Source organism: Lewinella sp. IMCC34183 (assembly GCF_003390915.1).
Taxonomy (GTDB): Bacteria; Bacteroidota; Bacteroidia; order Chitinophagales; family Saprospiraceae; genus Neolewinella.
Window position 1 is genome coordinate 124,275 of sequence record NZ_QMEM01000010.1, and the last position, 25,535, is coordinate 149,809.

19 protein-coding genes and 1 rRNA gene are annotated in these 25,535 nt (G+C 62.1%); 13 read left to right on the forward strand and 7 right to left on the reverse strand.

The features are described from left to right. The 5 genes from DQG19_RS18390 to DQG19_RS18410 all read left to right on the forward strand — a co-directional run bounded on the left by DQG19_RS18390 (window position 1) and on the right by DQG19_RS18410 (window position 10,949). Entirely contained in the window at window positions 1-1,986 is a 1,986-nt protein-coding gene (locus DQG19_RS18390) for an alpha-L-arabinofuranosidase C-terminal domain-containing protein (RefSeq protein ID WP_116127763.1), read from the forward strand. A 94-nt stretch (window positions 1,987-2,080) separates the two neighbouring features. After that, window positions 2,081-3,301: a glycoside hydrolase family 88 protein gene (locus DQG19_RS18395; protein WP_116127764.1), complete on the forward strand. Its 1,221-nt coding sequence runs from the start codon at window positions 2,081-2,083 to the stop codon at window positions 3,299-3,301. Between the two features lie 43 nt (window positions 3,302-3,344). Beyond that, on the forward strand, window positions 3,345-6,479 hold the full coding sequence (locus tag DQG19_RS18400; protein ID WP_116127765.1) for a glycoside hydrolase family 2 TIM barrel-domain containing protein: 3,135 nt from the start codon (window positions 3,345-3,347) through the stop codon (window positions 6,477-6,479). A gap of 11 nt (window positions 6,480-6,490) precedes the next feature. Further along, window positions 6,491-7,753 (forward strand): DUF2264 domain-containing protein, encoded by a 1,263-nt coding sequence (locus DQG19_RS18405; RefSeq protein ID WP_116127766.1) that lies wholly within the window; start codon window positions 6,491-6,493, stop codon window positions 7,751-7,753. A gap of 226 nt (window positions 7,754-7,979) precedes the next feature. Continuing rightward, window positions 7,980-10,949, forward strand: coding sequence for a PKD domain-containing protein (locus tag DQG19_RS18410; protein WP_116127767.1), 2,970 nt, complete (start codon window positions 7,980-7,982; stop codon window positions 10,947-10,949). 93 nt (window positions 10,950-11,042) lie between these two features. On the opposite strand, the gene DQG19_RS18415 is transcribed toward DQG19_RS18410, so the two are convergent. Beyond that, on the reverse strand, window positions 11,043-12,242 hold the full coding sequence (locus DQG19_RS18415; RefSeq protein ID WP_116127768.1) for an alpha/beta hydrolase family protein: 1,200 nt from the start codon (window positions 12,240-12,242) through the stop codon (window positions 11,043-11,045). Window positions 12,243-12,403: 161 nt separating this feature from the next. On the opposite strand from DQG19_RS18415, the gene DQG19_RS18420 reads away from it, so the two are divergent. Both DQG19_RS18420 and DQG19_RS18425 read left to right on the forward strand, forming a co-directional pair. Continuing rightward, window positions 12,404-12,796 carry a winged helix-turn-helix transcriptional regulator gene (locus DQG19_RS18420; protein WP_116127769.1) on the forward strand — a complete coding sequence of 131 codons (393 nt, stop codon included), beginning with the start codon at window positions 12,404-12,406 and terminating at the stop codon, window positions 12,794-12,796. A 132-nt stretch (window positions 12,797-12,928) separates the two neighbouring features. Continuing rightward, the gene (locus tag DQG19_RS18425) at window positions 12,929-13,528 is read left to right on the forward strand and encodes an FMN-dependent NADH-azoreductase (RefSeq protein WP_116127770.1); all 600 of its coding nucleotides are present in this window, start codon (window positions 12,929-12,931) and stop codon (window positions 13,526-13,528) included. Here DQG19_RS18425 and DQG19_RS18430 read toward each other — a convergent pair. Next, window positions 13,516-13,851 (reverse strand): low molecular weight protein tyrosine phosphatase family protein, encoded by a 336-nt coding sequence (locus DQG19_RS18430; RefSeq protein ID WP_116127771.1) that lies wholly within the window; start codon window positions 13,849-13,851, stop codon window positions 13,516-13,518. The two genes, DQG19_RS18425 and DQG19_RS18430, sit on opposite strands and share 13 nt — an antisense overlap. Before the next feature lie 234 nt (window positions 13,852-14,085). Between DQG19_RS18430 and DQG19_RS18435 the strand changes: the two genes are divergently transcribed. Next, window positions 14,086-14,967 (forward strand): hypothetical protein, encoded by an 882-nt coding sequence (locus DQG19_RS18435; RefSeq protein ID WP_157974595.1) that lies wholly within the window; start codon window positions 14,086-14,088, stop codon window positions 14,965-14,967. A 97-nt stretch (window positions 14,968-15,064) separates the two neighbouring features. Here DQG19_RS18435 and DQG19_RS18440 read toward each other — a convergent pair whose 3' ends face one another. Then, window positions 15,065-15,442 (reverse strand): acyltransferase family protein, encoded by a 378-nt coding sequence (locus DQG19_RS18440; protein WP_116127773.1) that lies wholly within the window; start codon window positions 15,440-15,442, stop codon window positions 15,065-15,067. An 18-nt stretch (window positions 15,443-15,460) separates the two neighbouring features. After that, a complete protein-coding gene (locus DQG19_RS18445; protein ID WP_410503636.1) occupies window positions 15,461-16,057 on the reverse strand; it encodes an acyltransferase family protein in 597 nt (198 codons plus the stop codon). Between the two features lie 433 nt (window positions 16,058-16,490). Between DQG19_RS18445 and DQG19_RS18450 the strand changes: the two genes are divergently transcribed. The 4 genes from DQG19_RS18450 (at window position 16,491) to DQG19_RS18465 (ending at window position 22,639) form a co-directional block, all read left to right on the forward strand. Beyond that, window positions 16,491-16,961 (forward strand): hypothetical protein, encoded by a 471-nt coding sequence (locus tag DQG19_RS18450; protein WP_116127775.1) that lies wholly within the window; start codon window positions 16,491-16,493, stop codon window positions 16,959-16,961. A gap of 187 nt (window positions 16,962-17,148) precedes the next feature. Further along, on the forward strand, window positions 17,149-19,971 hold the full coding sequence (uvrA, locus tag DQG19_RS18455) for an excinuclease ABC subunit UvrA (RefSeq protein WP_116127776.1): 2,823 nt from the start codon (window positions 17,149-17,151) through the stop codon (window positions 19,969-19,971). Window positions 19,972-20,162: 191 nt separating this feature from the next. Beyond that, entirely contained in the window at window positions 20,163-21,320 is a 1,158-nt protein-coding gene (gene dgoD / locus DQG19_RS18460) for a galactonate dehydratase (RefSeq protein ID WP_116127777.1), read from the forward strand. A gap of 11 nt (window positions 21,321-21,331) precedes the next feature. Beyond that, on the forward strand, window positions 21,332-22,639 hold the full coding sequence (locus DQG19_RS18465; protein WP_116127786.1) for an MFS transporter: 1,308 nt from the start codon (window positions 21,332-21,334) through the stop codon (window positions 22,637-22,639). A gap of 294 nt (window positions 22,640-22,933) precedes the next feature. On the opposite strand, the gene DQG19_RS18470 is transcribed toward DQG19_RS18465, so the two are convergent. Then, the gene (locus DQG19_RS18470) at window positions 22,934-23,578 is read right to left on the reverse strand and encodes a bifunctional 4-hydroxy-2-oxoglutarate aldolase/2-dehydro-3-deoxy-phosphogluconate aldolase (protein WP_116127778.1); all 645 of its coding nucleotides are present in this window, start codon (window positions 23,576-23,578) and stop codon (window positions 22,934-22,936) included. Next, window positions 23,568-24,533: a 2-dehydro-3-deoxygalactonokinase gene (locus tag DQG19_RS18475; protein WP_116127779.1), complete on the reverse strand. Its 966-nt coding sequence runs from the start codon at window positions 24,531-24,533 to the stop codon at window positions 23,568-23,570. The genes DQG19_RS18470 and DQG19_RS18475 overlap by 11 nt, the downstream gene beginning before the upstream one ends. Window positions 24,534-24,637: 104 nt before the next feature. Between DQG19_RS18475 and DQG19_RS18480 the strand changes: the two genes are divergently transcribed. Continuing rightward, window positions 24,638-25,291, forward strand: a complete 654-nt coding sequence (locus DQG19_RS18480) for a DUF2461 domain-containing protein (protein WP_116127780.1) — start codon at window positions 24,638-24,640, stop codon at window positions 25,289-25,291. A gap of 120 nt (window positions 25,292-25,411) precedes the next feature. Here the strand turns inward: DQG19_RS18480 and rrf are convergent. Next, a 5S ribosomal RNA gene (gene rrf / locus DQG19_RS18485) occupies window positions 25,412-25,524 on the reverse strand. Between the last annotated feature and the right edge of the window lie 11 nt (window positions 25,525-25,535).

Below are 25,535 nucleotides of genomic sequence, written 5' to 3' on the forward strand. Positions count from 1 at the left end.
ATGCACTTCAGATTCCCGTTACTCCCTCTCCTGCTTACCACGCTGGCCGCTTCCCTGTCGGCGCAGGTGACGCTCAACGTAGCCGTCGACAAGCCCGGGGGCGACATTGCCCCGACGATGTACGGCATCTTCTTCGAGGACATCAATTTCGCGGCCGACGGCGGGGTCTACGCCGAGCTCGTCAAGAACCGCTCCTTTGAATTCGACCGCCCCCTTATGGGCTGGGCGCTTGCGCCGGAGGGCGGGGCCGCGGGTGCCGTGCTCGTCGAAAACCAGCAGGCCGACAACCCCAACAACCCGCGTTACCTGAAGGTCAGGGTCGAGGCGCCGCGGGGTACGTACACGATGCGCAACGAAGGTTTCCGGGGGATGGGCGTGCGCGCGGGGGAGCACTACGACTTCAGCCTGCTCGTTCGCCGGCCCACCGGCAACCTCCAGCTCGAGGTGGCCCTCGTCGACACCTCCGGATCGGTCCTGGGCCGTGCGCCCGTCGAGTTGTCGGCCGCCAGCGATGCATTCAGTAAGGCGACCGCCACCCTGACCTCTTCCGTCACCGACGTCCGGGCCGCCCTGGAGCTCCGCTTCGGCGGCACGGGGACCGTAGAACTGGATATAGTTTCCCTCTTCCCCCGGGATACGTGGCGGGGCCGCCAGGGCGGTATGCGCAAGGACATCGTCAGCCTCTTGGACAGCCTGCAGCCCGGCTTCGTGCGGTTTCCGGGCGGCTGCATCGTCGAGGGGCGCGACCTGAACAACCGCTACCAGTGGAAGAAGACCGTCGGCGACGTCGCGGACCGCAAACTCATCGTCAACCGCTGGAATACGGAGTTCTCCGCACCGCGCAACGCGCCGGACTACTATCAGTCCTACGGCCTCGGCTTCTACGAGTACTTCCTCCTGGCCGACGACCTGGGGGCCGAGCCGCTGCCCATCCTCAACTGCGGTATGGCCTGCCAATTCAACACCGCCGAGGTGGTGCCCCTCGACGATCTCGATCCCTATATTCAGGATGCCCTCGACCTCATCGAGTTCGCTAATGGCGACACCACCTCGGAGTGGGGCGGACTGCGCGCCGAAATGGGCCACCCCGAACCCTTTGGCATGAAGTACCTGGGCGTGGGCAACGAGCAGTGGGGCCCGCAGTACGTCGAGCGCTACGAGATATTTGTGGAGGCCCTCAAGGCCGCCCACCCGGAGATCGAACTGGTCACTACCGTCGGCCCCTTCGCCGGGGGAGAGATGTTTGATTACCTGTGGAACGAGCTGCGGCCGCTGAACCCGGATATCGTGGACGAGCACTACTACATGCCGCCCGGGTGGTTCTTTTCCCACGCCGACCGCTACGACGACTACGACCGCGACGGGCCGGCCATCTTCGCGGGGGAGTACGCCGGCCACGGACCGGCCGACGACACCCCCGAGTCGCGGAACAACTGGCTCAGCGCCCTGTCCGAAGCCGCCTACATGACCGGTCTCGAGCGCAATGCCGACGTGGTACGGCTGACTTCCTACGCTCCCCTCATGGCCCACGTAGAGGCCTGGCAGTGGCGCCCCGACCTGATCTGGTTCGACAACCTGGAGGTGGGTCCCACGCCTAACTACTACGTTCAGCGGCTCTTCTCGACCCACGCCGGCACGCACACGCTGCCCGCCCTGGCGGACGGGCGCGCGCTGACCGGGCAGGACAGCCTCTACGCCAGCGCGGTGACCGATACCGTCAGCCAGGAGGTCTACGTCAAGGTGGTAAACGCCAACGACACCCCCCGGGAACTGATCATCGAACTGGACGGCCTCCGCGGCCGGCGCGAGGCCAGCCTGACCGTGCTCGCCGACCCTGACCTGAAAACCTTTAACCGGGTTCGCGAGGAAGCCATCCGGCCGTACACCCGCAACCTCGGCTCCGTGAAACGTTCCGTTACCCTCACCCTGGAACCGCGGTCCGTAAACCTGCTCTCGTTGCCGGTCGGGGATCGCGCCCGCAAGTAAACCGGGTGAGCCCCCGCCCCGCTTCCGCGACGTGATTTTGCCACGGCGCGGCTGTTTCGCCGCCAACACTAATCCTTACACAATCTGAATCACTATGCACATTCTCCGCAAAACCTACTTAGCCGCCCTGTTGCTGGTCGCGCTGGTCGCCGTTTCCTGCTCCTCGACCCGCAGCCAGGAGGAGCCGGCGCACACCGAAGCGGGGCTGCTCGATACGATCGACCGCAACCTGGAGCTGGCCGTCGCCCAGTATAAGGTGCTGCGCGACAACCTCCCCGCCGATCGGTTTCCCAAGACTTACTACCCCGACCGTAACGAATACGAATTCAGCGGCTCCGAATGGTGGGTGAGTGGCTTCTACCCCGGCACCCTACTCATGCTGTACCAGGAAACCGGCGACACTGCCATGCTGGCCGAGGCCAAGCGGATCATGAAGGTCCTGGAAAAAGAAAAAAACAACACCCGCACCCACGACCTGGGCTTCATGATGTACGACAGCTTCGGCGAACTCTACGAGATGGAGCCGGACGAGCAAACCAAGCAAATCCTGTTGCAGAGCGCCGAGTCGCTCGCCTCCCGCTACGAGCCTACCGTGGGCGCCATCAAGTCGTGGGACTCCAAGGAAGGCGACTACCTGGTCATCATTGACAACATGATGAACCTCGAACTCCTGTACTGGGCCAGCCGCGTGACGGGCGACCCGAAGTACGCCGACATCGCCACCACCCACGCCAACACCACGATGGCCAACCACTTTCGGCCGGACTACAGCACCTTCCACGTGCTGAACTACAACAAGACCACCGGCGACGTACAGGAAAAGAAGACCGCCCAGGGCTACGCCGACGACTCCGCCTGGTCGCGCGGGCAGGCCTGGGGGCTGTACGGCTACACTGCCACCTACCGGGACACCGACGATAAAAAGTACCTGGAGCAGGCCCGCAGGATCGCGGACTACATCCTTTCCCAGCCCAATCTGCCGGCGGATAAGATTCCCTACTGGGACTACGATGCCCCCGACATCCCCGACGCACCGCGCGATGCCTCCGCCGCCGCCATCATGGCCTCCGCCCTGCTCGAACTGAGTGCGTACGTGGACGGCGACGAGGCCAAGCGCTACGTATCCACCGCGGAGACTATTCTCCGTACGCTCTCCGGCGACGAATACCTGGCCAAGCCCGGCACCAACGGGGGATTTTTGCTGGAGCACAGCGTCGGCCACCTGCCCGCCGGTACCGAAGTGGACGTACCCCTTACCTACGCCGACTTCTACTTCGTGGAGGCCATGCAGCGGTACAAGGAGCTCAAGAAATAACCGTAGGAACGACCCCGCCTTTCCATCACTAAGCCAGTAGATCATGTTCAGATATTTCGCCTGTACCGTATTCTTCACCCTGATATCCGCCGTCGGTATCGCCCAGCAGACGCCAGACTGGGAGAACCCCGAGGTCTTCCAGATCAACCGGGAAGCACCGCACGCCGCGTTCTACCGCTACCCCACCGCGGCGGCTGCCCGGGCGGGCGGCGGGCGGGCGGCCTCCCCACTGTACCACGACCTGAACGGAAGCTGGAAATTCAACTGGGTCATTAAGCCGTCGGACCGGCCGGAATTCTTCTACCGCCCGGATTACGACGTGAGCCACTGGGACGAGATCACCGTCCCCGCCAACTGGGAACTGGAGGGCTACGGTACGCCGATCTACACCAACATCGTCTACCCCTTCCCGAAGAACCCGCCCTACATCGACCACGACTATAACCCCGTGGGCAGCTACCGCCGCGACTTCGAAGTGCCGGCCGACTGGGACGACAAGCAGGTCTACATTCACTTTGGCGGCGTCAGCTCGGCCTATTACCTCTGGGTGAACGGCGAGCGCGTCGGGTACAACGAGGGCAGCAAGACCCCCGCCGAGTTCAACCTTACCGACTACCTGCAAGCCGGTACCAACACGCTGGCCGTCGAGGTGTACCGCTGGTCGGACGCCAGCTATATGGAAGACCAGGACTTCTGGCGCCTCAGCGGCATCGACCGCGACGTCTACCTCTACGCCACCGCGCCGGTGAGCATCCACGACTTCCGGGTGATCTCCGAACTGGACGACGACTACGCGGACGGCGAGTTGGAAGTGCGGGTAGACCTGCGCAACGCCACAACCGCCGAAGCCCGCCGCTACCGGGTGGAGGCTACGCTCCTCGATGGCGACCGCACCCTGGCCGGTATGGACGAGCGCGTGAACGTGAGCGTAGGCGACGATAGCCGCGTGACGTTCTCCGAGGAGATCAAGGCCATACGCCCCTGGACCGCGGAAACGCCCAACCTCTACACCCTCCTTCTGGAACTCAAGGACGCCGATGGCGCTACGGTGGAGGCGACCACCGTGGACGTGGGTTTCCGGACGATCGAAATCGAGAATAACCAGTTCCTGGTTAACGGCGTGCCCGTTTACATCAAGGGCGTGAACCTCCACGATCACGACGCCAGGACCGGCCACGTCGTCGGGGAAGAGATCACTAGGCTCGACATGCAGCGCATGAAGGAATTCAACGTGAACGCGATCCGGGCCAGCCACTACCCGAAGAACGAGTTCTTCTACCGCATGGCCGACTCCCTGGGCTTCTACGTGGTCGACGAGGCCAACATAGAAACCCACGGCATGGGCACCACCAACCAGGGGCTGGACAACAACGAGGAAGCCAAGAAGATCCACCCCGCCTACCGCCCGGAGTGGAAGGCGATGCACTTGGACCGCACCATTCGCATGTACGAGCGCGACAAGAACTTCCCCAGCATCGTCACCTGGTCGCTCGGCAACGAGGCCGGCAACGGCGAGAACTTCTTTGCCACTTACGACTGGCTCAAGGAGCACGACGACACCCGCCCCGTACAGTATGAGGGCGCCACTAACTACGCTAATACCGACATCCAGGCCCCCATGTACTGGCAACCGTGGGGCCTGAAGCGGTACGCGGAGAACGACCCGCAACGCCCGCTGATCCTCTGCGAGTACGCCCACGCGATGGGCAACAGCGTCGGCAACCTGCAGGACTACTGGGACGTGATCGAGGAATACCCCGTACTCCAGGGCGGCTTCATCTGGGACTGGGTAGACCAGGGCCTGGAAGCGAAAACGCCGGACGGCACGACCTACTACGCATACGGTGGCGACCTCGGCGGCTCGCGGCTGCAGAACGACCAGAACTTCAACCTGAACGGACTGGTCAACCCCGACCGCTCACCCCACCCCTCCCTGTACGAGGTGAAGAAGGTGTACCAGTATATCCACTTCCCGAGCTTCGATGCCGCCAGCGGCGCCCTTGAAGTCTACAACGGCTACGACTTCATCGATCTGAGCGGTTTCGACTTCACGTGGACCCTGCTGGCCGATGGGGAGGAAACGGCTACCGGCACTTTCACCACATCCGATGTGGCGGCCCGGGAAAGCACCATGGTGACCCTCGACCTGCCGGCCACGGAAGCGGGCAAGGAGTACTACCTGCAGGTATCCGCCAAACTCAAGGAGGCGCAGCCCCTGCTGAAGAAGGGCCACGAAGTCGCCGCTGAGGAGTTCCAGCTCAGCGAGGCTTCCCTGGCCGACCTGGAAGCCGCCGCGGGCGGATCCCTGACCACGGAGGAAGCCGATGGGCAGTTGACCCTCACCGGGCAGGGCTTCACGGCCGTATTCGACCAGGCCTCGGGCTGGCTCTACCGCCTCGACTACGGCAACGGCAACGTGCTCCTGGAGCCCATCAAGCCGAATTTCTGGCGGGCACCCACCGACAACGACTTTGGCTACGGCATGACCAACAACGCCCACGCCTGGAAGACGGCCAGCGAGGAGCAACAGCTCAGGGACTTCTCCGTCGCCGACGCCGGCAAGGGAATGAAACGCGTGACCGCCGACTACGGACTACAGGGCATCGCGGGCAGCCTCACCATGACCTACACCTTCAACGCCGCCGGTGAGCTGCGGGTGGACAACCGCCTTAGCGGCATCAGCAAGGAACTGCCCACCATACCCCGCCTCGGCAACACCTTCATTCTCCGGCCGGAGTACGACGCGGTGAGCTACTATGGCCGCGGACCCGTCGAAAACTACCAGGACCGCAACACCGGCACCTTCGTCGCCCGCTACACCGCCGACGTGGCCGACCTGATGTACGACTATATCCGGCCCCAGGAGAACGGCTACCGCACCGACGTGCGCGAGGTCGAGTTCCGCAACGAAGCCGGAAGCGGCATTGCCCTGCGGGCCGACGACGAGCTATTGGGCTTCAGTGCCCACCACCAGCTGAACTCCGACTTCGACGAGGGCAACGCCAAGGTGCAGCGTCACAACTACGACGTACCCAAACGCCAGCTGGTCAACGTCAACGTCGACTACAAGCAGTCTGGCGTGGGCGGTGACAACAGCTGGGGCGCACGTCCGCACGATCAGTACATGATCCCGGCCGGCGACTACGAATACAGCTTCCTGATCTCCCCCATCCGCTAAACTTCGACCCCATGAATCGCAGAAACTGGATTTCCACTACCCTAACTGGCCTGGCGGCCACCGGCCTGTCCGCTTCGGCCCTTCCCAACGGCATGGCACCCGCGTCCGCGCCTACGGACGGAAGCGCGGACCGGACCTACTGGGTGGCGAACCTTACCAAGATCGCCCGCCCGTTCCTGGAAAATATGGCGGCCGGCACCCTGCGCGAGAATATGCCCGTAGCGTTCGGTGAGGGAGCTACCCTCAAGGACCGGCAGAATTTCACGTACCTGGAGGGATTCGGGCGCCTGATGGCCGGTATGGCCCCGTGGCTGGGCGCGAGCGGCGGCCCGGCGGAAGAGCAGCAACTGCGCGAGGAGTTTCTGGGGCTGTACCGGCAAAGCATGGCCAACGGCGTCAACCCGGACTCCCCCGATTACTTCAATTTCTACCGTCACGGCCGCCAGCCCCTGGTGGATGCGGCCTTCCTGGCCCACGCTTTCCTGCGCGCGCCCGAGGTCCTCTGGGAACCGCTGGATGACGAGACCAAGGCCCGGACCATCGAAGAAATGAAGAATAGCCGCGTCATCCTGCCCTACTACAGCAACTGGCTGCTCTTCTCCGCTATGGTCGAAGCCTGGTTGTTGTCGATCGGCGAGCAGTGGGACGAGATGCGCACCGCGCTCGCCGTCCGCAAGAACATCGAGTGGTACCTCGGTGACGGCATGTACGGCGACGGCAAGGACTTCCACTGGGACTACTACAATAGCTACGTTATCCAGCCGATGCTGCTCGACATCCTGAAGGTGCTCAAGGACAACAGAAAGGAGGACGGCCGCAGCTTCGATACCACCCTTAAGCGGGCCCGCCGCTACGCCGAGATCCAGGAACGACTGATCAGCCCCGAGGGCACCTTCCCCATCATCGGCCGGTCCATCGTCTACCGCTTCGGGGCCTTCCAGCACCTGGCCCAGATCGCGCTGTGGGAGCAACTCCCCGACGAGATCACCCCCGGGCAGGTACGCGCCGCGCTGACCGCCGTGCAGCGGCGGATGCTCGAGGCGCCGGGTACCTTCGACGAGAACGGATGGCTGCGACTGGGCGTGGCCGGCCACCAACCCGGTCTGGCGGAGAGTTACATTTCCACCGGCAGCCTCTACCTCACCTCCGAGGGCTTCCTGCCGCTGGGCCTGGAACCCGACGCGCCCTTCTGGGCAAATGCCGAGGAGCCCTGGACCTCCAAAAAGGTTTTCAGCGGTACCGACCTGGAACGAGATGGCGCGCTGTACGACTAAGCGCCCGCCCTAATTTAGCGATCGGCCATTTAAGCGACAATTTGGTTTTGCGCCCATATTTTTCTTTTCTTTGTGTGAACATCAAAGGAAAAACCTTCACCCAGAGCCAATGAGTGGTGAAGTTTTACCGTTAAACCATCCGTCGGGGAACTTCCTCGCGTGACTTGGCGCCTCCGAGCGCGTATTCGGTCTTACGTACACCTAGTCTTAGCTTTCAACAACTACCATGGAATTTACTGCAACGCGTAGCGGCGTACTCACCACCGCTATGTCCCTGGCTAACGTCCTGGCGTTAGTACTATGCCTGAGCGGCTCCCTTGCCGCCCGCCCCGCCACTTCTCCGGCGGAATTCAGTACCCCCACCGCCGCCGCTATTCCGGCCCTGACCGTATCCGCCGGCACCCCGCACGCCCTCGTCGTGAACGGAAGTTTTTCCGGCAGCGACCTGACGTATTCGGCCCGGCTGTACGGGGGGGGTAGCCTTCCCACCTGGATGAAGTTTGCTTCCGCCACCGGCACTTTCACCATTACCGCCCCCAGTAGCGCGATAGGTGAGGTTTACCGTATACGGCTTACCGGCAGCGACCCGCAGGGTAGATCGACAACCACCGACTTCCACCTGCTCATAGACGGGGCTCAAACTACCTGCCTGGTAGACGCCAACACCGACCGCCTGGGCAAGATCATCCAGTGCCCCGGCGACACCGTGGCGCTGCGGGGCGCCCTCGATATTGAAACCTACCGCTGGTCCGGTCCGGGCGGCTTCACCTCCAGCGAGGCGGAACCGCGGGTTACGGAACCGGGACTGTACGTGCTTTCGGGAAACCCGGCCACCTGCGCCCGCCGCTCCATCGTGGAGGTGACTATGGCCGGCACCTGCCCTCCCGCCACCGACGATAACCTCATCCCTAATCCGGTCATTCAGCCCAGCACGACCTCCGGTACCGCGCCGCTGACGGTAAACTTTGACGCCGCGACTTCCACCGACGCTGACGGGCGCATCATCGCCTACGAGTGGTATTGGGACGAGGGCACCGCCACCGGCGCCCACCCCAAAATCACCTTTCCCGAGGGCGAGCACGAGGTGGTCCTGCTGGTGACCGACGATACCGGCGCGAAATCCACTTCACGCGTATTGATCTCCGCCCAGTCGAAAGACGCGACCGCCGGCTACTGGCTGGAGGCCGAGTGCGCGGAGGTAGGTGTGAACTGGGAACTGCGTTCTGACGCCAACGTATCCGGCGGTGCGTACGTGACCGCCTTGCTGACCAATACCTCCACTGTACCCGCCGATATTCCGGCGAATCAACTCAGGTTCAGCTTCACCGCCGCCGCCGGCACCTACCGCCTGTTCGGGCGCGTACGGGCCTCCGACGCGGGCAGTGACTCCTACTACGTACGCCTGAACGGCGGTGCCTGGTACGCCTGGAACCGCGGACTACTCAATAATGGCGCGTTCAACTGGAACGAAATGGCCGAAACGGTCGAGCTGGTCACCGGCACCAATACGCTGGAGATCGCCTACCGCGAATCCATGACCGAGATCGACAAGTTCTACCTCACTTCGGGCGCAACCGCCCCCGCCGGTCTCGGCGGAATTGACCCCCGGTGCGCGGGCGCGGGAGAGAACATCCCCCCCGTGGCGGTCGCCGATGCCAACCACCTGTCTGGTACCGCGCCCCTGTCCGTAACCCTCGACGGTAGCGGGTCCAGTGATCTGGACGGCACGATCGACAGCTACGAATGGTCGTGGGCGGGAGGAACGGCCACCGGCGCGCGTCCTTCCGTAAACCTGCCCGCCGGCTCGCACAAGATCTTCCTCACCGTTTACGATGACCGGGGCGCCAGCGACACCGACGTACTGACGATCGACGTGGCGGAAGCTACCGACACCGACCTCTGGCTCGAAGCCGAGTGCGCCGAAGTCGGGGTGGCCTGGACGAAAGCCTCCGGCACCGACGCTTCGGGGGGCAAGTACGTGGTCGTCGAAGGCGCCAACTCCATGACCACCGCCCCCGATGACCTGTCGCGCAACCGCATTCGCTTCAATGTCTCGGTCGGTACGCCCGGCACCTATCGCCTGTTCGCCCGGGTGAACGTACCCTCGCCAAACGACGATTCCTTCTGGGTCCGGTACAACGGCGCGTCCTACATCCGCTGGACCGGGGGGATGCCGATTGGGCAGGGGTTCCAGTGGGTGGAGTTGCCCGTCGACTTCAACCTGGCGGCCGGCGGCAATACCATCGATTTTGCCTTCCGTGAAGACGGTAGCCAGCTGGACAAGCTGTACCTCACCCTTACCGGATCCCAGCCTTCGGGTATGGGAGCCCCCGCCACAAATTGCGGCGGCACGGGTACCGACCCCGCCCCCCTGGCCGCTACGGAAGCCGAATGCGCCACCCTGATCAGTAACGGATGGGTAGAAGAAAGCGCGGCGGCTGCCTCCGGAGGTAGCTATATGGTCTACGGCGGCGAGCGGCACATCGATGAGCCCGTAGCAAACGCAGCCGGCACGGCCATTGCCATCAGCGTAGACGTGGCCGAAAGCGGCGCCCACCACCTGTTCATGCGCATCGGCGCTCCCGACCCCGGCAGCAACAGCCTCTGGGTGAAGGTCGACGATGGTGATTGGATGATCTTCTGGAAAGACCTTACCGGTTCCCAGCTTTTGACCAAAGGCTTCGGGTGGTTCGAGGTGAACGACGACGCGTCGGCCCGTACGTTCGACCTCAGCGCCGGTTCCCACACGGTCTACGTCGTCAGCCGCGAAACCGGCACCAAAGTGGATAAGGTGGTCTTCTCGCAGGAGCGCACCGTACCCACAGGCACCGGTCCGGCGGCCGCGTCCTGTGGCAGCATGGATACCATGGAACCCATGATGATGATGGCTACGCAAACGGCCGCCAGCACGGACGGCGGAGTAGCGTCCGCCTCCCCGGCGGACGAACTGCAAGTGGAGGTATACCCCAACCCCACCGACGACCGCCTGACGGTACAGTTGACCAGCGGATACACCGGACCGGTCGACCTGATCGTATACGATCTCCACGGCCGGGTCATCCAGCAGTACCTGCTGCCGAAGGAAGCCCAGCAAACGTCACGGGAACTTTCCGTGGGGGGCCTGCCGGCCGGCATGTACCGCGTCCGCGTGATCGAGGGCGACCGCCAGCAGACGGTATCCTTCGTGCGCCGCTAAGCGCGAAGCCGCACCCCTACCGGGCCGCCCCCGTCGAAATACTTCGACGGGGGCGGTTTGCGTAGGTGGGTCATCTATAACTCAGCCCGTAGGCTACCACGTCATCCACTTCCGGTAATCGGTCTCGGGGAAGGGGTGGATTGTCACGTCCGTATCCGCATCCGTATCCCCCAGGAGAAATTTGTCGATAAACGCCCCCACCTCCGGCCACTGCGACTCCGGCAACTGGCAGTGGGGGTGGCCGCCGTTGATCGAAAACCCGAAGCGGTCACCGATGCCGAACGTTTTCCACACTTCGTGTGCCGCGCGGGCCGACACGTACAGGGACTCATCCGCCAGCCATTCGTAATCCGTGTTGCCCAGTACCAGCAGGGCACGGGGGGCCACGAGGGCCATCAGTTCGTGGTGATCGAAGGGTAACTTGTCCACCTCATCGGCGTACTGCCGCATGCTCTCCTTGAACCAGTGATAGTCGGTGCGCCCCAGCGTTTCCACCTCGCCCAGCGTTTCCGATACCCGCCAGGCAGCCCCACCCCCGCCACCGGGTTCCTGGGCGATGGTGAGGGCGATGCGCTCGTCCATGGCTCCGGAAAACAGGGCCATTTTCCCGGCAAAGGAACAGCCGGTAACGGCGAGGCGACTGAGGTCGACCGGCAGTTCGTCCTGAAGCAGTTCCAGCGCATCAATGATGCGGCTCACCCCCCACGGCCAGGCGGCGTAGGCCCCCATTTCGGTTTGCTCGGGGTACAGCGCGTTGATGGGTTCTTCGCCCCGCGTCTGCTGGTGGGCCATCACCTGCCGGAAGTTGAAGGCGATCATCGCTACGCCCCGCTCCGCGAACAGCTCCGGGGGCAGGCTCCCACTGCCCCGGCCAATCCCGATGACGGCCGGGAACGGGCTCGCACCCTCCGGGAGGTCCACCGCCGCGCTGAGCCGCAGGCTGCCCCCGTTGCGTACGATAGTGACGTATAGGCTATCCCCGTCGTACGTGGCGGTCAGGCTGTCGGGTCGCGGAGGCTTTTGTCCAACCTCGTAGTGCTGGATTTCGGCCAGTATCTCGTTGCGCCGGCACGCCCAGGCGGCAAATGCCGTATCGCGCCCGCTGCCGTCGGCCGCGGCGAAGGGATCGGGCAGGGTGGTTACGGACGGCAATTCGTCCCGGGGCGGCAGGATAGGCGACGTGCAGTCGGTACCGCTGTTTTCGGCGGCATAGACCAGAGGAAGTTGCTGGGCGGAAACGGCCGTAGCCGTCAGAAAGGCCAATAACAGCCAGGAGAAAGGGGTAGTGTTCATAGCATGATCGAATTAGCCCCGGAACCGCAATCGATTTCGCGAGTGGACAAGCAAGTTACCGCTTTAGCCGTATCCGGCGGGGGCATTCCCGCAACCCGGACCCTTCCACGGGTGTACCCTAGTTGACTGTCCGAACCGTACTACCCTACCAACACGATACCATGCGCGATATCCATTCCCCCGCCTGTAAGTCGCGGCAACAGGCCATGCGCGACACCTTCGATGTGATCAGCGGCAAGTGGAAACTGCAGATCATTTCGGCACTGAGCGAACGCACCATGCGCTTCAATGAGCTGAGCCGCGAACTGGGCGTTTCCCCGCGCATCCTCTCCCGCGAACTGAAAGAATTGGAGATCAACAAATTGGTGAAGCGCACCGTCCGCGATACCCGCCCGGTGACGGTAGAGTACGCGCCAACGCCCCACAGCGCTACCCTCGCGCCGCTTATTGAGGCCGCTTGCGATTGGGGCTACCTGCACTACGAGAAAATCGCCGGGACCCGGCGCCCACACGACCCGGCGGAGGCCATTTCCGCGCAGCGTCAGGATCGCTAACCCGGCCGTTCCGCGGGGTAACCACTTACACGCGTGTAAGTGGTTACCCGAATGTAAGCCAGGGGGGCATGCGGGTCGTTCATGGGTTCTTTTGCCACCCGCCCAGTTTGGCGGGTCGCAAAAAACCATTCCATGAAAATTCTGCACATCAAATCCAGCCCCCGCGGCGCGGCTTCCTTCAGCATCCGCCTCGGCGATGCCCTCGTAGAGAAGCTGACGGCAGCCCACCCCGGCAGCACCGTCCGCGTACGGGACCTGACCGCGCCCCCCTTCCCCCACCTGGAGGAAGTGCACCTGCAGTCCTTTTACACTCCGGAGAAAGACCACACGCCCGAGCAGCGCGCCGCCGTTCGCCACTCCAATGAGGCCATTGGGGAAGTCATGGACGCCGACGTGATCGTGATCGGCGCTCCCCTGTACAACTTCGGTATTTCCTCCACGCTGAAGGCATGGATTGATCACCTGGCCCGCGCCGGCGTCACCTTCCGTTACACCGCGTCCGGTCCCGAAGGCCTCATCAAGGGGAAGCAAGTCCACCTCGCCATTTCTTCCGGCGGCGTTTACTCCGAAGGCCCGATGGCTGCCTATGACTTCGTCGCTCCCTACCTCAGGGCCGTCCTGGGTTTCCTGGGCATGACCGACATCACCGTCCACCGCGTGGAAGGCACGGCCGCTCCCGACAAGCAAGACGCTGCCCTGCAGGAGGCGGTAGCTGCCATTCAGGTACAGTAGGTATCCACCGCCGCCCGAAGTTCCCCGACGAGTTCCGCGTCCATATAGCGGTATTCGTCGGGGATTTCGAGCACCACGATCCGGTCGGCCCACGCCCTCCGTTCAAAGCGGCTAAGGAGGATGTCCCGGTGCTTTTCCTCCATGACGAGGATCGTATCGGCCCATTCCAGCATCGCCGCGTTCACCCGTGTCCGGGCACTTTTGGCGGTCCCGGCGGAGCGTACGGCAAAGCGATCGTCGTTGCGGTACAGGGTCTCCGCCGTACGGCTGCGCCATTCGTTGCGGCTGCAGATGAAGAGGAGGCGGGGTACGGAGAGGGACATGGGCGGGTACGCGGGTGCGGGGGATTAACGCGCAAGTCGGAGTCATAGGTTTCTTACCGGGAGGATGTAACGCGCATTCGTATTCGTTCCTGACCGGTTTACTTCCCCGCCGCCCCGATCGGTCCCTCCTGACCGGAGGATACAAGTGGCTCGACCGGGTACCGGACAGTCGCATCAACTTTTGCTGTTCCTGGATTCGGGCGGAGCTAACTTTACTGGGTACAAGCCCTATCCATGTTGCTACGTTTGACCCTCTTGCTGTTGTGGTCCCTACCCTTTCTCGGTCTGCGCGCCCAGGAGTACCACCGGATCCCCACGACCAATCTCTACTTCCCCGAGCGCGAGAACCTGAGCGTGGACCGTACGCACGCCATGCTCTCCCACCCGGATTACGGGGTGGCCATCATAGAAATGTCCGGGATAAGCTTTACCGAACAACTTCCGAACTTCAGAATCCTGCCGCAGCAATACGCGGATGCGGGTATCCAGGTCAAAACCATTAACCAGGCGGCGCTGGGCGAGTACGAAAGCCTGCGCATCTTCGTGGAAGAGCCCAAGCAGATGTACCAGGTCTTCTTCGGGGACGACCGATTCACGGCTATGGCTACCGTCACCCCGACCGCGCCCACAACTCCGGTCGACTCCATGCAGATCCTGGAATTGCTCGCCGACATCCGGTACGAGATCTCCGATACCGACCCATTCAAGGACACTCCCTTTACCGTTGATACGGTTGGGCTGGCCTACCCATTCAAGCAGCAAATGGGAATGATATACGTCTTCGGTAATTTGGCCTCCCAGGGAGGTTTCATGCTGATGCAACTGCCCATTGCCGGTTCCGATGCCGACCTTACCGAACAGTTCCTCGTCAAGATGCGGGAAGACACCCCGGATCTCCAGCTTGAATCGCAGCAAACCGCCACCTTCGGGTTCTTTACCGGCTACCACACCGTACTGACGGGCCAAAATCGCCAGACCGAGCAGCCGCTCACCGTCGCGCTGTTCGTAACGACGATCGAGCAGGCCCAACTCGTTTTCCAGTTTATGTTACCCGGGGTACCCGGGGAGAGGGTGGGTCTCATCGAGGAAGTGGTCGGACACTTCGGCGTGCGCTGAGGAACCTGACCTCGCCTCCGACACCCGGGCAGCCGGTCGAGCCCCAACCGTGCGCATCGCGTCGGCCCGCCGGTTGGCGGCTAGTACCCTACCGTACCTAGGGAACCGGCATCTCGCGCCCGGGCGCGGACCGGCTGGGGAGGTCCCGGCCGGCTTTCCCGTCACCCGCCACGTAGGGGAATCGGCTCTTCATCCGGTTGATCGGCCGCTCGATCAGGTACCAGGACAGCGTGGCCAGGGCTACGGTGAGCAAAAACAGCAGCAGCAGGCGAACGGGTCCCACGCCGAGGCTTCTGGGAAGCCCCAGGTAGATCAGTATCGTGACCCAGACGTGCATCAGCAATAAGTGGTAGACGTACAACCCGTACGAGATCGTCCCCAGGTAGACCACCGGCCTCCAGGTAAGCAGGCGGCCGACCGATCCGGGCAACCCGCGGGCGGCAGCCCAAACCAGCCAGGTGAACACCGCCACCATTCCCAGTTGCTGTAGCGACTAGGCGATCCGTTCAACCACGTATACTTTTCCCGCAAACAGCCCGAGAGCGAGCACGGTGGCAATGATCACCCCGCCCCCCCAGCGGAGTGCGGCGCGACTCGCCGTCTTACCCACTTCCGAATGCACGCCGAGTACAGCCAGCAGGGCACCCAGGCACAGCCCGTCGGTATTTTCAAAGAGAAGCAGCGTATTGAATTGATTCGTCCAGAAAGTATGGTGGAGGATACGCAGTACCGGGGCGGCGACGATAAGGCCTGCCCCCACGGCGATGAGCCCCCGCCGCGGCAGGAACAGGACCAGCCAGGGCCAAATCAGGTAAAACTGCTCCTCCACCGCCAGGGACCAGAGGTGAGAGATACCCGCGACCCACTTTCCCGACAGGGCAAGCTCAATATTGAAGGTGTAGGTAAGCAACGAAAGCAAGTGATACCGTACCGGACCGTACCCCAGTGCCCAGAGCACCCCGATCGTCGTATAGTACAGGGGGAAAATGCGCAGGGCGCGGCGGGCGTAAAAGGCACATAGTATGCCGCCCCGCCCCGCCGCCTGGGCGCTCGCGCGTTCGCGGGCCCGCAGCAGGATACCCGTAATGATATCCTGAAATCACGAAGAACAGCTGAACGCCGGCGTTTCCTAGCGCCAGGGGCAGTGATTTGGTGATGCTCGGTGCCCAGTGGCGCTGCATGACCGAGAGGACGGCCAGCGCGCGCAGACCATCGAGCTGGGGTAAGTACGTAGACGCGTGTGCGTCCTGACGGATAAGGGACATTCGAAAGGGAAGCGGTAAGTGTATCGGCGGGTACAGGCGCGATCGAAGATAGGGGTTTCGAAGGGCCGGAAGGGTGAATAGTATTCAAGACCGGGCGGGTACCAGGAAAGGTGAATTCCGCCCCCGCCCGCCGCCGCCGCGCCTGGTTTTAGCCCGCACATCGGTTTTAACCAACTGACTTTCAGGGGCAAGCCAACAATTTTTTGGAACATTTTTCCCGAAACCACGGTTGTCAATTTAAACCACAACCAACCCGTAATGAAATACTTAACCGCTTTCCTCTTTATCTTCCTGCTCGTTTCGTGTGCCGACCGCACCAACAATACCAACGACATGGACACCCCCACGGCCGACGAGATGGAAACTACCATGCCCGACCGCCAGAACCCGGTGAACAGCCCCCAGACCGCCAGCCCCCAGCTGCAATCCACCATCCAGGCCGTAGAGTCGGCCGGTGGTGACATTACCGCACTGGCTCCCGGTACCGCCGTTTCCAACATCGACTCCTGGATCTCCCAGCTCGACGGTATGGACGGCACCAATGCTATCGTCGATAACCTCAAATCCCTGAAAATGGAACTGAACGCCGACAACATCGACGGTTCCAAGGTATCCAACCTGCTGTCTACGCTGGCGCGCGAAACCCGCTCGGCCGGTAACGGTAACAGCGGCCTTGACGCCCTGGCCAATGCCCTTGACGCCGGTGCCCAGAAACTGAGCGGCAAGTAATCTTAGACAACTGATCCTCCGGTCAGGAAGAGCCAGGCAGCTACGCTGACCTGGCTCTTTTGTATTTGGGAGAGGGCCTGACGGTTCGCCCTAGCCCGCCCCGCGAAAATTTCGCCCCGATCCCCGCACCCGCGCCCCGGCGCCGGTAAATGACACAACCCCACCCTGCTCCACCTGTTTCCTACCTATGTCCACCAACCGCCAGGAGCAGACCGCCGCCGACCTACGTACCGCCATCTTCATCAAGGGGGCGAACGCCAACAACCTCAAGAACGTCGATATCACCATCCCCAAGAACCAGCTGGTGGTGGTGACCGGCGTGAGTGGCAGCGGTAAATCTAGTCTCACCATGGATACCCTCTTTGCCGAGGGGCAGCGCCGCTACGTGGAGAGCCTGAGCAGCTACGCGCGGCAGTTCCTGATGCGCATGAAGAAGCCGGAGGTGGACTATATCCGGGGCATCTGCCCGGCCATCGCCATCGAGCAGAAGACCACCACGGCCAACGCCCGCTCCACGGTGGGTACGCTGACGGAGATCTACGACTACCTGCGCCTTCTTTACGCCCGGGTCGGCCGCACCTACAGCCCCAAGAGCGGCGAGGAGGTGAAGCGTCATACCGTTACCGACGTCGTGGACTTCATCCTCGGCCGCGAGGAGAACAGTCGCGTGTACCTCTACGCACCCATCGCGCGGGACTACGGCGACCGTACCCTGCGCCGTGAGCTCGAGTTGCTGCAGCAGAAGGGATACACCCGCGTGCTGGTCGACGACGAGCCCCAGCAGATCGACGACGTACTGGCCACTGACCGCAAGAGCCTGGATAAAGTGCTCAACGCCCTCACCACCGAGGAAGAAATGATGGTACTCATCGACCGCTTCGTGGTGAAGCCGGACGACGAGGAGAACGACAAACGTATCGCCGACTCCGTGCAGACGGCCTTCTCGGAGGGTAACGGGGAAGTGATCGTCAGCCTGGAAGGGGGTGAGTGGGAGGCCTTCAACAACCGCTTCGAGCTGGACGGCATGACCTTCCTCGAGCCCTCGCCCGCGCTCTTCAACTACAACAACCCCTACGGTGCCTGCCCCACCTGTGAGGGCTTCAGCAAGACGATGGGTATCGACGAGGACAAGGTGATCCCCAATCCCGGATTGTCGGTCTACGACGGCGCCGTGGCCCCCTGGACCGGACAGACCTACGGGCAGTGGCAAACCGACTTCCTGCGCGTAGCCAACCGCTTTGAATTTCCGGTCCATACCCCCTACGGTGACCTGACCCGCGAGGAGAAGGACGTGCTGTGGGACGGTAACCGCCACGTCTCGGGTATTCACGCCTTCTTTGAAGAGCTCCAGAAGAAGCTGTACAAGATCCAGAACCGGGTCATGCTGGCCCGCTACCGCGGCCGTACCCTCTGCCCCACCTGCAAGGGGGGGCGCCTGCGCAAGGAGGCCACCTACGTGAAGATCGACGGCAAGGCCATCACCGAACTGGTCGACCTGCCTATCGACCTGCTGCAGCACCACTTCCAGGAACTGCGCCTCAACGAGCACGACACGACCATCGCCCGTCGCCTGCTGCTCGAGATCAACAACCGGCTGCAGAGCATGATGGACCTGGGGCTTGGCTACCTCACCATTAACCGCCTCAGCAACACCCTCTCCGGGGGGGAAAGCCAGCGCATCAACCTGACGCGTACCCTGGGCAGCAACCTGACGGCCAGCCTCTACATCCTCGACGAGCCGAGCGTAGGGCTGCACCCCCGCGATACCGAGCGGCTGGTCCGGGTCCTGCGGCGACTGCGGGACCTTGGCAATACCGTGCTGGTGGTAGAGCACGAGGAAGGCATCATTGCCGCGGCCGACTACCTGATCGACATCGGGCCGCGCGCCGGGGTGCACGGGGGAGAGGTCATCTTCGCGGGCCCCTACGAAGCCATCTACGACGAGGCCTCGGAGAGCCTGACCACCAAGTACATGAACGGTACGCTGGCCATCGAGCCGCCGGCCTCGCCGCGCCGCCTCACCAACTGGCTTACGGTAGAGGGCGCGCGCATGCACAACCTAAAGAACATCGACGTCCGAATCCCGCTGAATGCCACGACCGTGATCTCCGGCGTATCGGGGAGCGGCAAGACCAGCCTGGTGAAGGGCATCCTCTACCCCGCCCTGCTGCGCGAACTGGGCGAGGGCAGCTCGCAGGCGCCCGGCTCCTTCAAGGCCCTGGGTGGTGACCTCAAGTTGCTGACCGGCGTGGAGATGGTGAACCAGAGCCCGATCGGCAAGAGCAGCCGGTCCAACCCCGTAACCTACGTGGGGGCCTACGACGCTATCCGTAACCTGATGGTCGATCAGCAACTGGCCAAGATCCGGGGGTACAAGCCGAGCTTCTTCAGCTTCAACGTAGACGGTGGCCGCTGTCCTACCTGCAAAGGCGAGGGCGAGCAGGTGGTGGAGATGCAGTTCCTGGCCGACGTGCGGCTGGAGTGCGAGGAATGCCACGGCGCCCGCTTCAAGCGGGAGATCCTCGACGTGCAGTACAACGGCAAGAACATCGCCGAGATCCTGGACCTGAGCATCGACGAAGCCGTAGACTTCTTTACCGACGAGCCGACGATCACCAAGAAATTGCAGCCGCTGCAGGACGTCGGTCTGGGGTACGTGACCCTGGGACAGTCAAGCTCCACCCTCTCCGGCGGGGAGGCGCAGCGGGTCAAACTGGCCAGCTTCCTGACCAAGGATAAGGCCGGCGAGCACCTGCTGTTCATCTTCGACGAGCCGACCACGGGACTTCACTTCGACGACGTACGCATCCTGCTTACCGCCTTCAACGCCCTGGTCGAGAACGGACATACCGTCTTGATCGTGGAGCATAACATCGACGTCATCCGCTCGGCCGACTACGTCGTGGACCTGGGCCCCGAAGGGGGACGTGACGGGGGCTATCTCGTGTTTCAGGGCCGACCGGAGGAGCTGAAGGACGTGAAGGAGAGCTATACGGGTCGGTACCTGTAGCTTACGCGGAATGTCTTTGCTATTAGGCGGGCGACAGGTTGACCACAGAGGTTTCACGGAGGATGGCCAAAGAGATGCCACGGAGCGCAGGACGCCTTGCCCTGCACCATGACCTTGCGGTGGTTAACTTGCCTGCACACCGGTCAAACGCTTTGACCGGTGTAAGCTGTTAACCCACCTATAACCGGATCATGCAGGACCTTGCCATTACCCGCGTAGAAACCTTCCGCGTAGCCCCCCGCTGGCTTTTTTTGAAACTCACCACCGCCGAGGGCATCGTAGGTTGGGGCGAACCCGTGGTGGAGGGCCGCGCGGCCACCGTGGAGGCCTGCATCCGGGAGATCGAGGAGCATCTCATTGGGCACTCCGCCCACCGGATCGACGATTTTTGGCAGATGATCTACCGCGGGGGCTTCTATCGGGGGGGGCCGGTGCTGATGAGTGCGCTGGCGGGCATCGACCAGGCGCTGTGGGACATCAAGGGGAAGGCGCTGGGCGTACCCGTATACCAGCTGCTCGGCGGGGCGGTACGGGACAAGATGCGGATCTACGGGTGGATCGGGGGCGACACGCCGGACGAGCTGGCGGCGGCGGCCCGAAAGCGGGTAGATAATGGCTTCACCGCGGTCAAGATGACGATCTGCGACCAGATGACCTGGATCGACAGCCCGCGCAAGGTAGCAGAGGTGGGGGACAAGATGGCCGCCATGCGGGAAGCCGTGGGCGACGAGATACTCATCGGCGTAGACCTGCACGGACGCGTACACAAGGGACAGGCCAAAGCCATTGCCCGGGTGCTGGAGCCCTACCACCCCTTCTTCCTGGAGGAACTGGTGCTGACCGAAAACAACGACGCCCTGAAGAGTCTCCGCGATTTCACGTCCATACCCATGGCGACCGGGGAGCGGATGTACACCCGCTGGGACTTCAAGCGCATCCTCGAGCAGGACGCCGTCGACATCATTCAGCCCGACCTAAGTCACGCCGGCGGCATTACCGAGGTGAAGAAGATCGCGGCCATGGCCGAAGCCTACGACGTGGCGCTGGCCCCCCATTGTCCACTGGGGCCGATCAGTTTTGCCGCGGCGCTGCAGGTTGACTTCAACTGCATCAACGCACTGATTCAGGAGTCGAGTCTCGGCATCCACTACAACGTGGGGGCCGACCTGACCGATTACCTGACGGATCCGGACGGGTTCCAGCTGCGGGATGGTCACGTACCGCTGCCTACGGCCACGGGGCTGGGTATCGAGATTGACGAAGACAAGGTGCGCCGAGCCGCCGAAACCGGCCACAACTGGAAGAACCCGATCTGGCGGAATCCCGACGGGTCCGTCACCGAATGGTAAGCCGGACCGCCATGACCCGCAAGCGCTACAATATCCTCGCCCTGATCTTCGTGACGGTGGTCATCAACTACATGGACCGCAGCAACATCAGCGTAGCTGCCCCCGCTCTGAGCGAGGACCTTTCCCTGACCAAGGTGCAGCTCGGCTACATTTTCTCGGCTTTCGGGCTCACCTATTCCCTGCTGCAGATTCCGGGCGGCATCCTGGCCGACCACGTAAGACCGCGCCTGCTGTATCCCGTGATCCTGCTGCTTTGGTCGCTGGCCACCCTGCTGCAGGGGCTGGTAAGTTCCCTGGCCGCGCTGATCGGGCTGCGCGCCTCCATCGGAGTATTTGAGGCCCCCTCCTACCCGACCAACAACCGTATCGTAACCAGCTGGTTTCCGGACCGCGAGCGGGCATCGGCCATTGCGGTATACACCTCCGGGCAGTTTATCGGATTGGCCTTTTTGACGCCGCTGCTGGTGACCATTCAGGCGTGGTTTGGCTGGCGGGGCCTGTTTATTTTCTCCGGCAGCGTGGGCATTGTGTGGGCCATAGTCTGGTGGTTCTTTTACCGGGATCCGCAACGCCACGAAACCGTGAGCGCCTCGGAGTTGGAGATGATCGCCGCCGGCGGCGGATTGATCGAGGCGGACACCCCGGCCGGCCCGGCGGACGAAGTACGCTTTAGCCTTAGCGACTTGCGGGAAGTTTTCTCCCACTCCAAACTGTGGGGCATCTACCTCGGGCAGTTCTGCCTGGTGTCGCTATTCACTTTTTTCCTGACCTGGTTCCCTACCTACCTGGTGGAGTACCGGGGGCTGGACTTCATCAAATCGGGCTTCCTGGCTTCCATCCCCTTTCTGGCGGCCTTCGTGGGTGTGCTGCTTTCGGGTTTTCTCTCCGATTTCCTTGTCCGGCGGGGCGTTTCCAACGAAGCCTCCCGCAAGGGGCCGATCATTTTGGGCATGCTGCTGTCGATCCTGATCGTCGGGGCCAACTACACGGACAGTACCGCCCTCATCATCTTCTTCCTGGCCGTCGCGTTTTTCGGCAACGGGCTGGCCTCGATCACCTGGGTATTCGTATCCCTGCTGGCCCCGCGACGGCTCATCGGGCTGGCCGGTGGCGTATTCAACTTCATCGGCGGATTGGGGGCGGTGATCTCTCCCATCGTTATCGGCTACTTGGCTGAAAATGGCGATTTCGCGCCCGCCCTGCTATTCGTCGCCGTGGTAGCCTTTCTGGGCCTGTGCTCTTACCTGTTCCTGGTGGGTAAAATCCAGCGGGTGGAGAAACGGACGGCGGCGGGGCCGCGGGTGCGGGGGGATCGGTAAGCGGAGTAGAGAGTTGGTTTGGGTCAGATTCGTTCCGGGGTGAAGCTAACGCGGTCGCTGGCCCGCGAGATCGCGGCCGGTCGACTAGTGGCCGGTCGACTAGTCGACCGGCCACTAGTCGTACGTACCAGTTCGCGATAATTAACCTACAGTTAACATTAGCCCCCCGTCCTGATGCTCCTTCGCTTTTGTTATTCTGCAGCCCAGCACGCAACCCGGCCTGCCGTCGCCGCCGCAAAGCAGATGGACAGCCGCCTATCTAAACAAGCTTAGGCGCGTAGGGCTAGTGTTGCGCTATAGGAGATCTTCAATGCGGGAGCGGACATCAGCGAAGTGTTGCCGCAGGGCCCGGTAGTCCTCATCCTTGATCATCTCCTTATCGAGCAGGCCGCTTCCCATACCTACCCCGTAGGCACCCGCCTCGAAGTAAGAACGGATGTTATCTCGGTCCACGCCACCGGTGGGCAGCAACCTGACCTCTCCGAGGGGTCCGGCAACGTCCCGGAGGTAGCCAGGGCCCAGCTGGCCGGCGGGAAAAACCTTCACCGCCGATCCTCCCAGTGACCAGGCCCGGTAAATTTCCGTGGGGGTATAAGCCCCGGGGAATACCGGAATATCTTCCGCTACGGCGCCCAAAATAACCTCCTCGTCCAGCACCGGCGTAACAATAAATTGGGCACCGGCTGCAAGGGCACGCTCGTAATCCTCCAGATTACAGACGGTGCCGGCCCCGACGTTGAGTTGAGGAAAGCGATTCCGGAGGGTAGCAATGATGCCTTCCGCCCCCCGCGTATTCATGGTGACTTCCAGCGTATAGTAGCCGGTATCGGCACACACTCCAGCGATACGTGTGCACACGGAAGGCGCAAGCCCCCTGAGTATTCCGATAATGGGAGTCTCTCTGAATCGGGTCCACGAAAAGCGTTGATCATCGGGCATACTGAAGGAGTAATTTTAATTGGCCGAAAAGTAGCGCACGCTCCAGCACTTCAGCGCCAAAAACCCGGATCCGATCTACATTGATCAGTGTTTCAAGTGCTATCTGGTAGAGGGTGCGCACCGGTTCGGTAGCCACCAGGTAAACGGAGCCATCGCTGTCCCGCAATCCCCCTACTTCGTTTCCGACCAGCAGGCCACTGAGGTAGTAGTAGTTTGCGATCCTGGATTTATGCTGCAGGACATCCCGTACCCGAACCCCGAACAGCGCCGCACTGATCTTACCGGCGCTTCCATCCCGAACTCCCTTTCGGAAGGCATCAGATGCCTCGTCACCAAATTCTCCGGCGGCTACAGACGCCGCTAGTACGCTCCTGGTCGATAGCAGTTCAAACAGCTCACCCGTCATGTATGTAGTGAAAGAGGTGTAACGGCTCCCGTCGAAATAGAGGTGCTTGCTATGGGTGCCTGGCAGCAGCAGCGTACCGGCACCAGACGGCGCTAACAAATCACTCATGCCTACCGCTTGTATTTCCTCACCACGCATAATGCTATCGCTACCCTTTACACCCGAGAGGAGCAATACGCTATGGCCCTGCTCCGTGGACAACCATTCACCGTGCAGTCCCCGGCCATCGGACTCGATGGGAAGATCGGCGTAGGCCAGCTCACGCATCCCGATCGAGCTGGACGCCATTCCCGAAGCCACCACGGGCAGATTGCCATAGGCAGGCGGCAGTTCGGACAAACGGTCGGCCAGGTACCGCAGGTAATAGGACTGTCGGTCCTTTTCCCCGCTCGCGAGAAATTCGGCGCTTACCGTACGGATACCTTGTGCATTATTCCACCCTGCCAGGGTCCGCAGAGAACCCGTTTCCACTACGCGGAGACGGAAATTGGTGGTTCCCCAGTCGCAACTGATGAAGTGAGTAGGAGCGGTGGGCGATCGATCGGACATGGTAGCCCAATGTAAACCCTAGATAGCGAATTGGTATTGGAATGACGCGGGCAGCGACCGCACGGTACTAAGCCCAGTTAGTAGTAGCCAGAGAACAGCATACCATGAATAAGCGAATGATCTATGACTTCCTCCGCGACCTGTCGGACAATAACAGCAAGCGCTGGATGGACGCCAACCGCGATCGCTACGAAGAAGCGAAGGACATCTGGATCGAGACCTGCGGAAACCTCCTGGAGCGGCTCGCCGCCCACGACAACTTCTATAAGGACATTGAGGCCCGCGACACTGTAGAGCGCATTAATAACAATCTGATGTACCACCCGGACCGGGAAACCTACAAACACCACTTCGGCTTCGCCCCGGGAGATTACAAGGGTACCGGGCTCTACGTCGCCGTATCTCCTGCGTATTCGTTCATCGGGGGTGGCGTACACAACCCGGACAACGGGATGCTTAGGAACATCCGCTCGGCCATCGACGGCAGGGGCGACGAGTTGCAGTCTATACTGGAAGACGCCTCATTCAAGGAGTTTTTTGAAGGTGGCCTTGAGGAGGATCCGAAGATGCTAAAGACGAGTCCCAAAGGCTACTCTTCCGATCATCCACGCATCGATTTGCTCCGGCGGAAAAACTTTACTGTTTCCAAGCGAATCACACAGGAAGAAGTGATCGGGGATGCTTTTCCGGACGTAGTCCTTGAAGCATACAAGAAGATGGAGCCGCTGCTGAAGTTCATGCGGGCCGCGCTGGAATAACCAGCGTGATCTTCTTGGGTAAGGGTATCGTATGCTCCTACCGCTTTGGGAGTGGAGCCGCACGGGGTTTCCATAAACGGAGAAAGCCCCACCGCCGGGTAGGCGATGAGGCTTTCATAAAATTGGCGGCGACCTACTCTCCCGGGGTCAAGCCCAAGTACCATCGGCGCTGGGCAGCTTAACTTCTCTGTTCGGAATGGTAAGAGGTGATCCTGCCCGCAGTAGCCACCAAAGTCTTTGTGTA

Excerpts from the sequence above, each read along its gene's own strand:
- DQG19_RS18425 (WP_116127770.1), top strand. The coding sequence starts at position 12,929 with ATGAAAATTCTGCACATCAAATCCAGCCCCCGCGGCGCGGCTTCCTTC.
- DQG19_RS18410 (WP_116127767.1), top strand. The coding sequence starts at position 7,980 with ATGGAATTTACTGCAACGCGTAGCGGCGTACTCACCACCGCTATGTCC.
- DQG19_RS18450 (WP_116127775.1), top strand. The coding sequence starts at position 16,491 with ATGAAATACTTAACCGCTTTCCTCTTTATCTTCCTGCTCGTTTCGTGT.
- DQG19_RS18470 (WP_116127778.1), bottom strand. The coding sequence starts at position 23,578 with ATGCCCGATGATCAACGCTTTTCGTGGACCCGATTCAGAGAGACTCCC.
- DQG19_RS18415 (WP_116127768.1), bottom strand. The coding sequence starts at position 12,242 with ATGAACACTACCCCTTTCTCCTGGCTGTTATTGGCCTTTCTGACGGCT.
- DQG19_RS18420 (WP_116127769.1), top strand. The coding sequence starts at position 12,404 with ATGCGCGATATCCATTCCCCCGCCTGTAAGTCGCGGCAACAGGCCATG.
- DQG19_RS18405 (WP_116127766.1), top strand. The coding sequence starts at position 6,491 with ATGAATCGCAGAAACTGGATTTCCACTACCCTAACTGGCCTGGCGGCC.
- dgoD (WP_116127777.1), top strand. The coding sequence starts at position 20,163 with ATGCAGGACCTTGCCATTACCCGCGTAGAAACCTTCCGCGTAGCCCCC.
- DQG19_RS18430 (WP_116127771.1), bottom strand. The coding sequence starts at position 13,851 with ATGTCCCTCTCCGTACCCCGCCTCCTCTTCATCTGCAGCCGCAACGAA.
- DQG19_RS18400 (WP_116127765.1), top strand. The coding sequence starts at position 3,345 with ATGTTCAGATATTTCGCCTGTACCGTATTCTTCACCCTGATATCCGCC.
- DQG19_RS18475 (WP_116127779.1), bottom strand. The coding sequence starts at position 24,533 with ATGTCCGATCGATCGCCCACCGCTCCTACTCACTTCATCAGTTGCGAC.
- uvrA (WP_116127776.1), top strand. The coding sequence starts at position 17,149 with ATGTCCACCAACCGCCAGGAGCAGACCGCCGCCGACCTACGTACCGCC.
- DQG19_RS18395 (WP_116127764.1), top strand. The coding sequence starts at position 2,081 with ATGCACATTCTCCGCAAAACCTACTTAGCCGCCCTGTTGCTGGTCGCG.
- DQG19_RS18435 (WP_157974595.1), top strand. The coding sequence starts at position 14,086 with ATGTTGCTACGTTTGACCCTCTTGCTGTTGTGGTCCCTACCCTTTCTC.
- DQG19_RS18465 (WP_116127786.1), top strand. The coding sequence starts at position 21,332 with ATGACCCGCAAGCGCTACAATATCCTCGCCCTGATCTTCGTGACGGTG.
- DQG19_RS18440 (WP_116127773.1), bottom strand. The coding sequence starts at position 15,442 with ATGGTGGCGGTGTTCACCTGGCTGGTTTGGGCTGCCGCCCGCGGGTTG.
- DQG19_RS18390 (WP_116127763.1), top strand. The coding sequence starts at position 1 with ATGCACTTCAGATTCCCGTTACTCCCTCTCCTGCTTACCACGCTGGCC.
- DQG19_RS18480 (WP_116127780.1), top strand. The coding sequence starts at position 24,638 with ATGAATAAGCGAATGATCTATGACTTCCTCCGCGACCTGTCGGACAAT.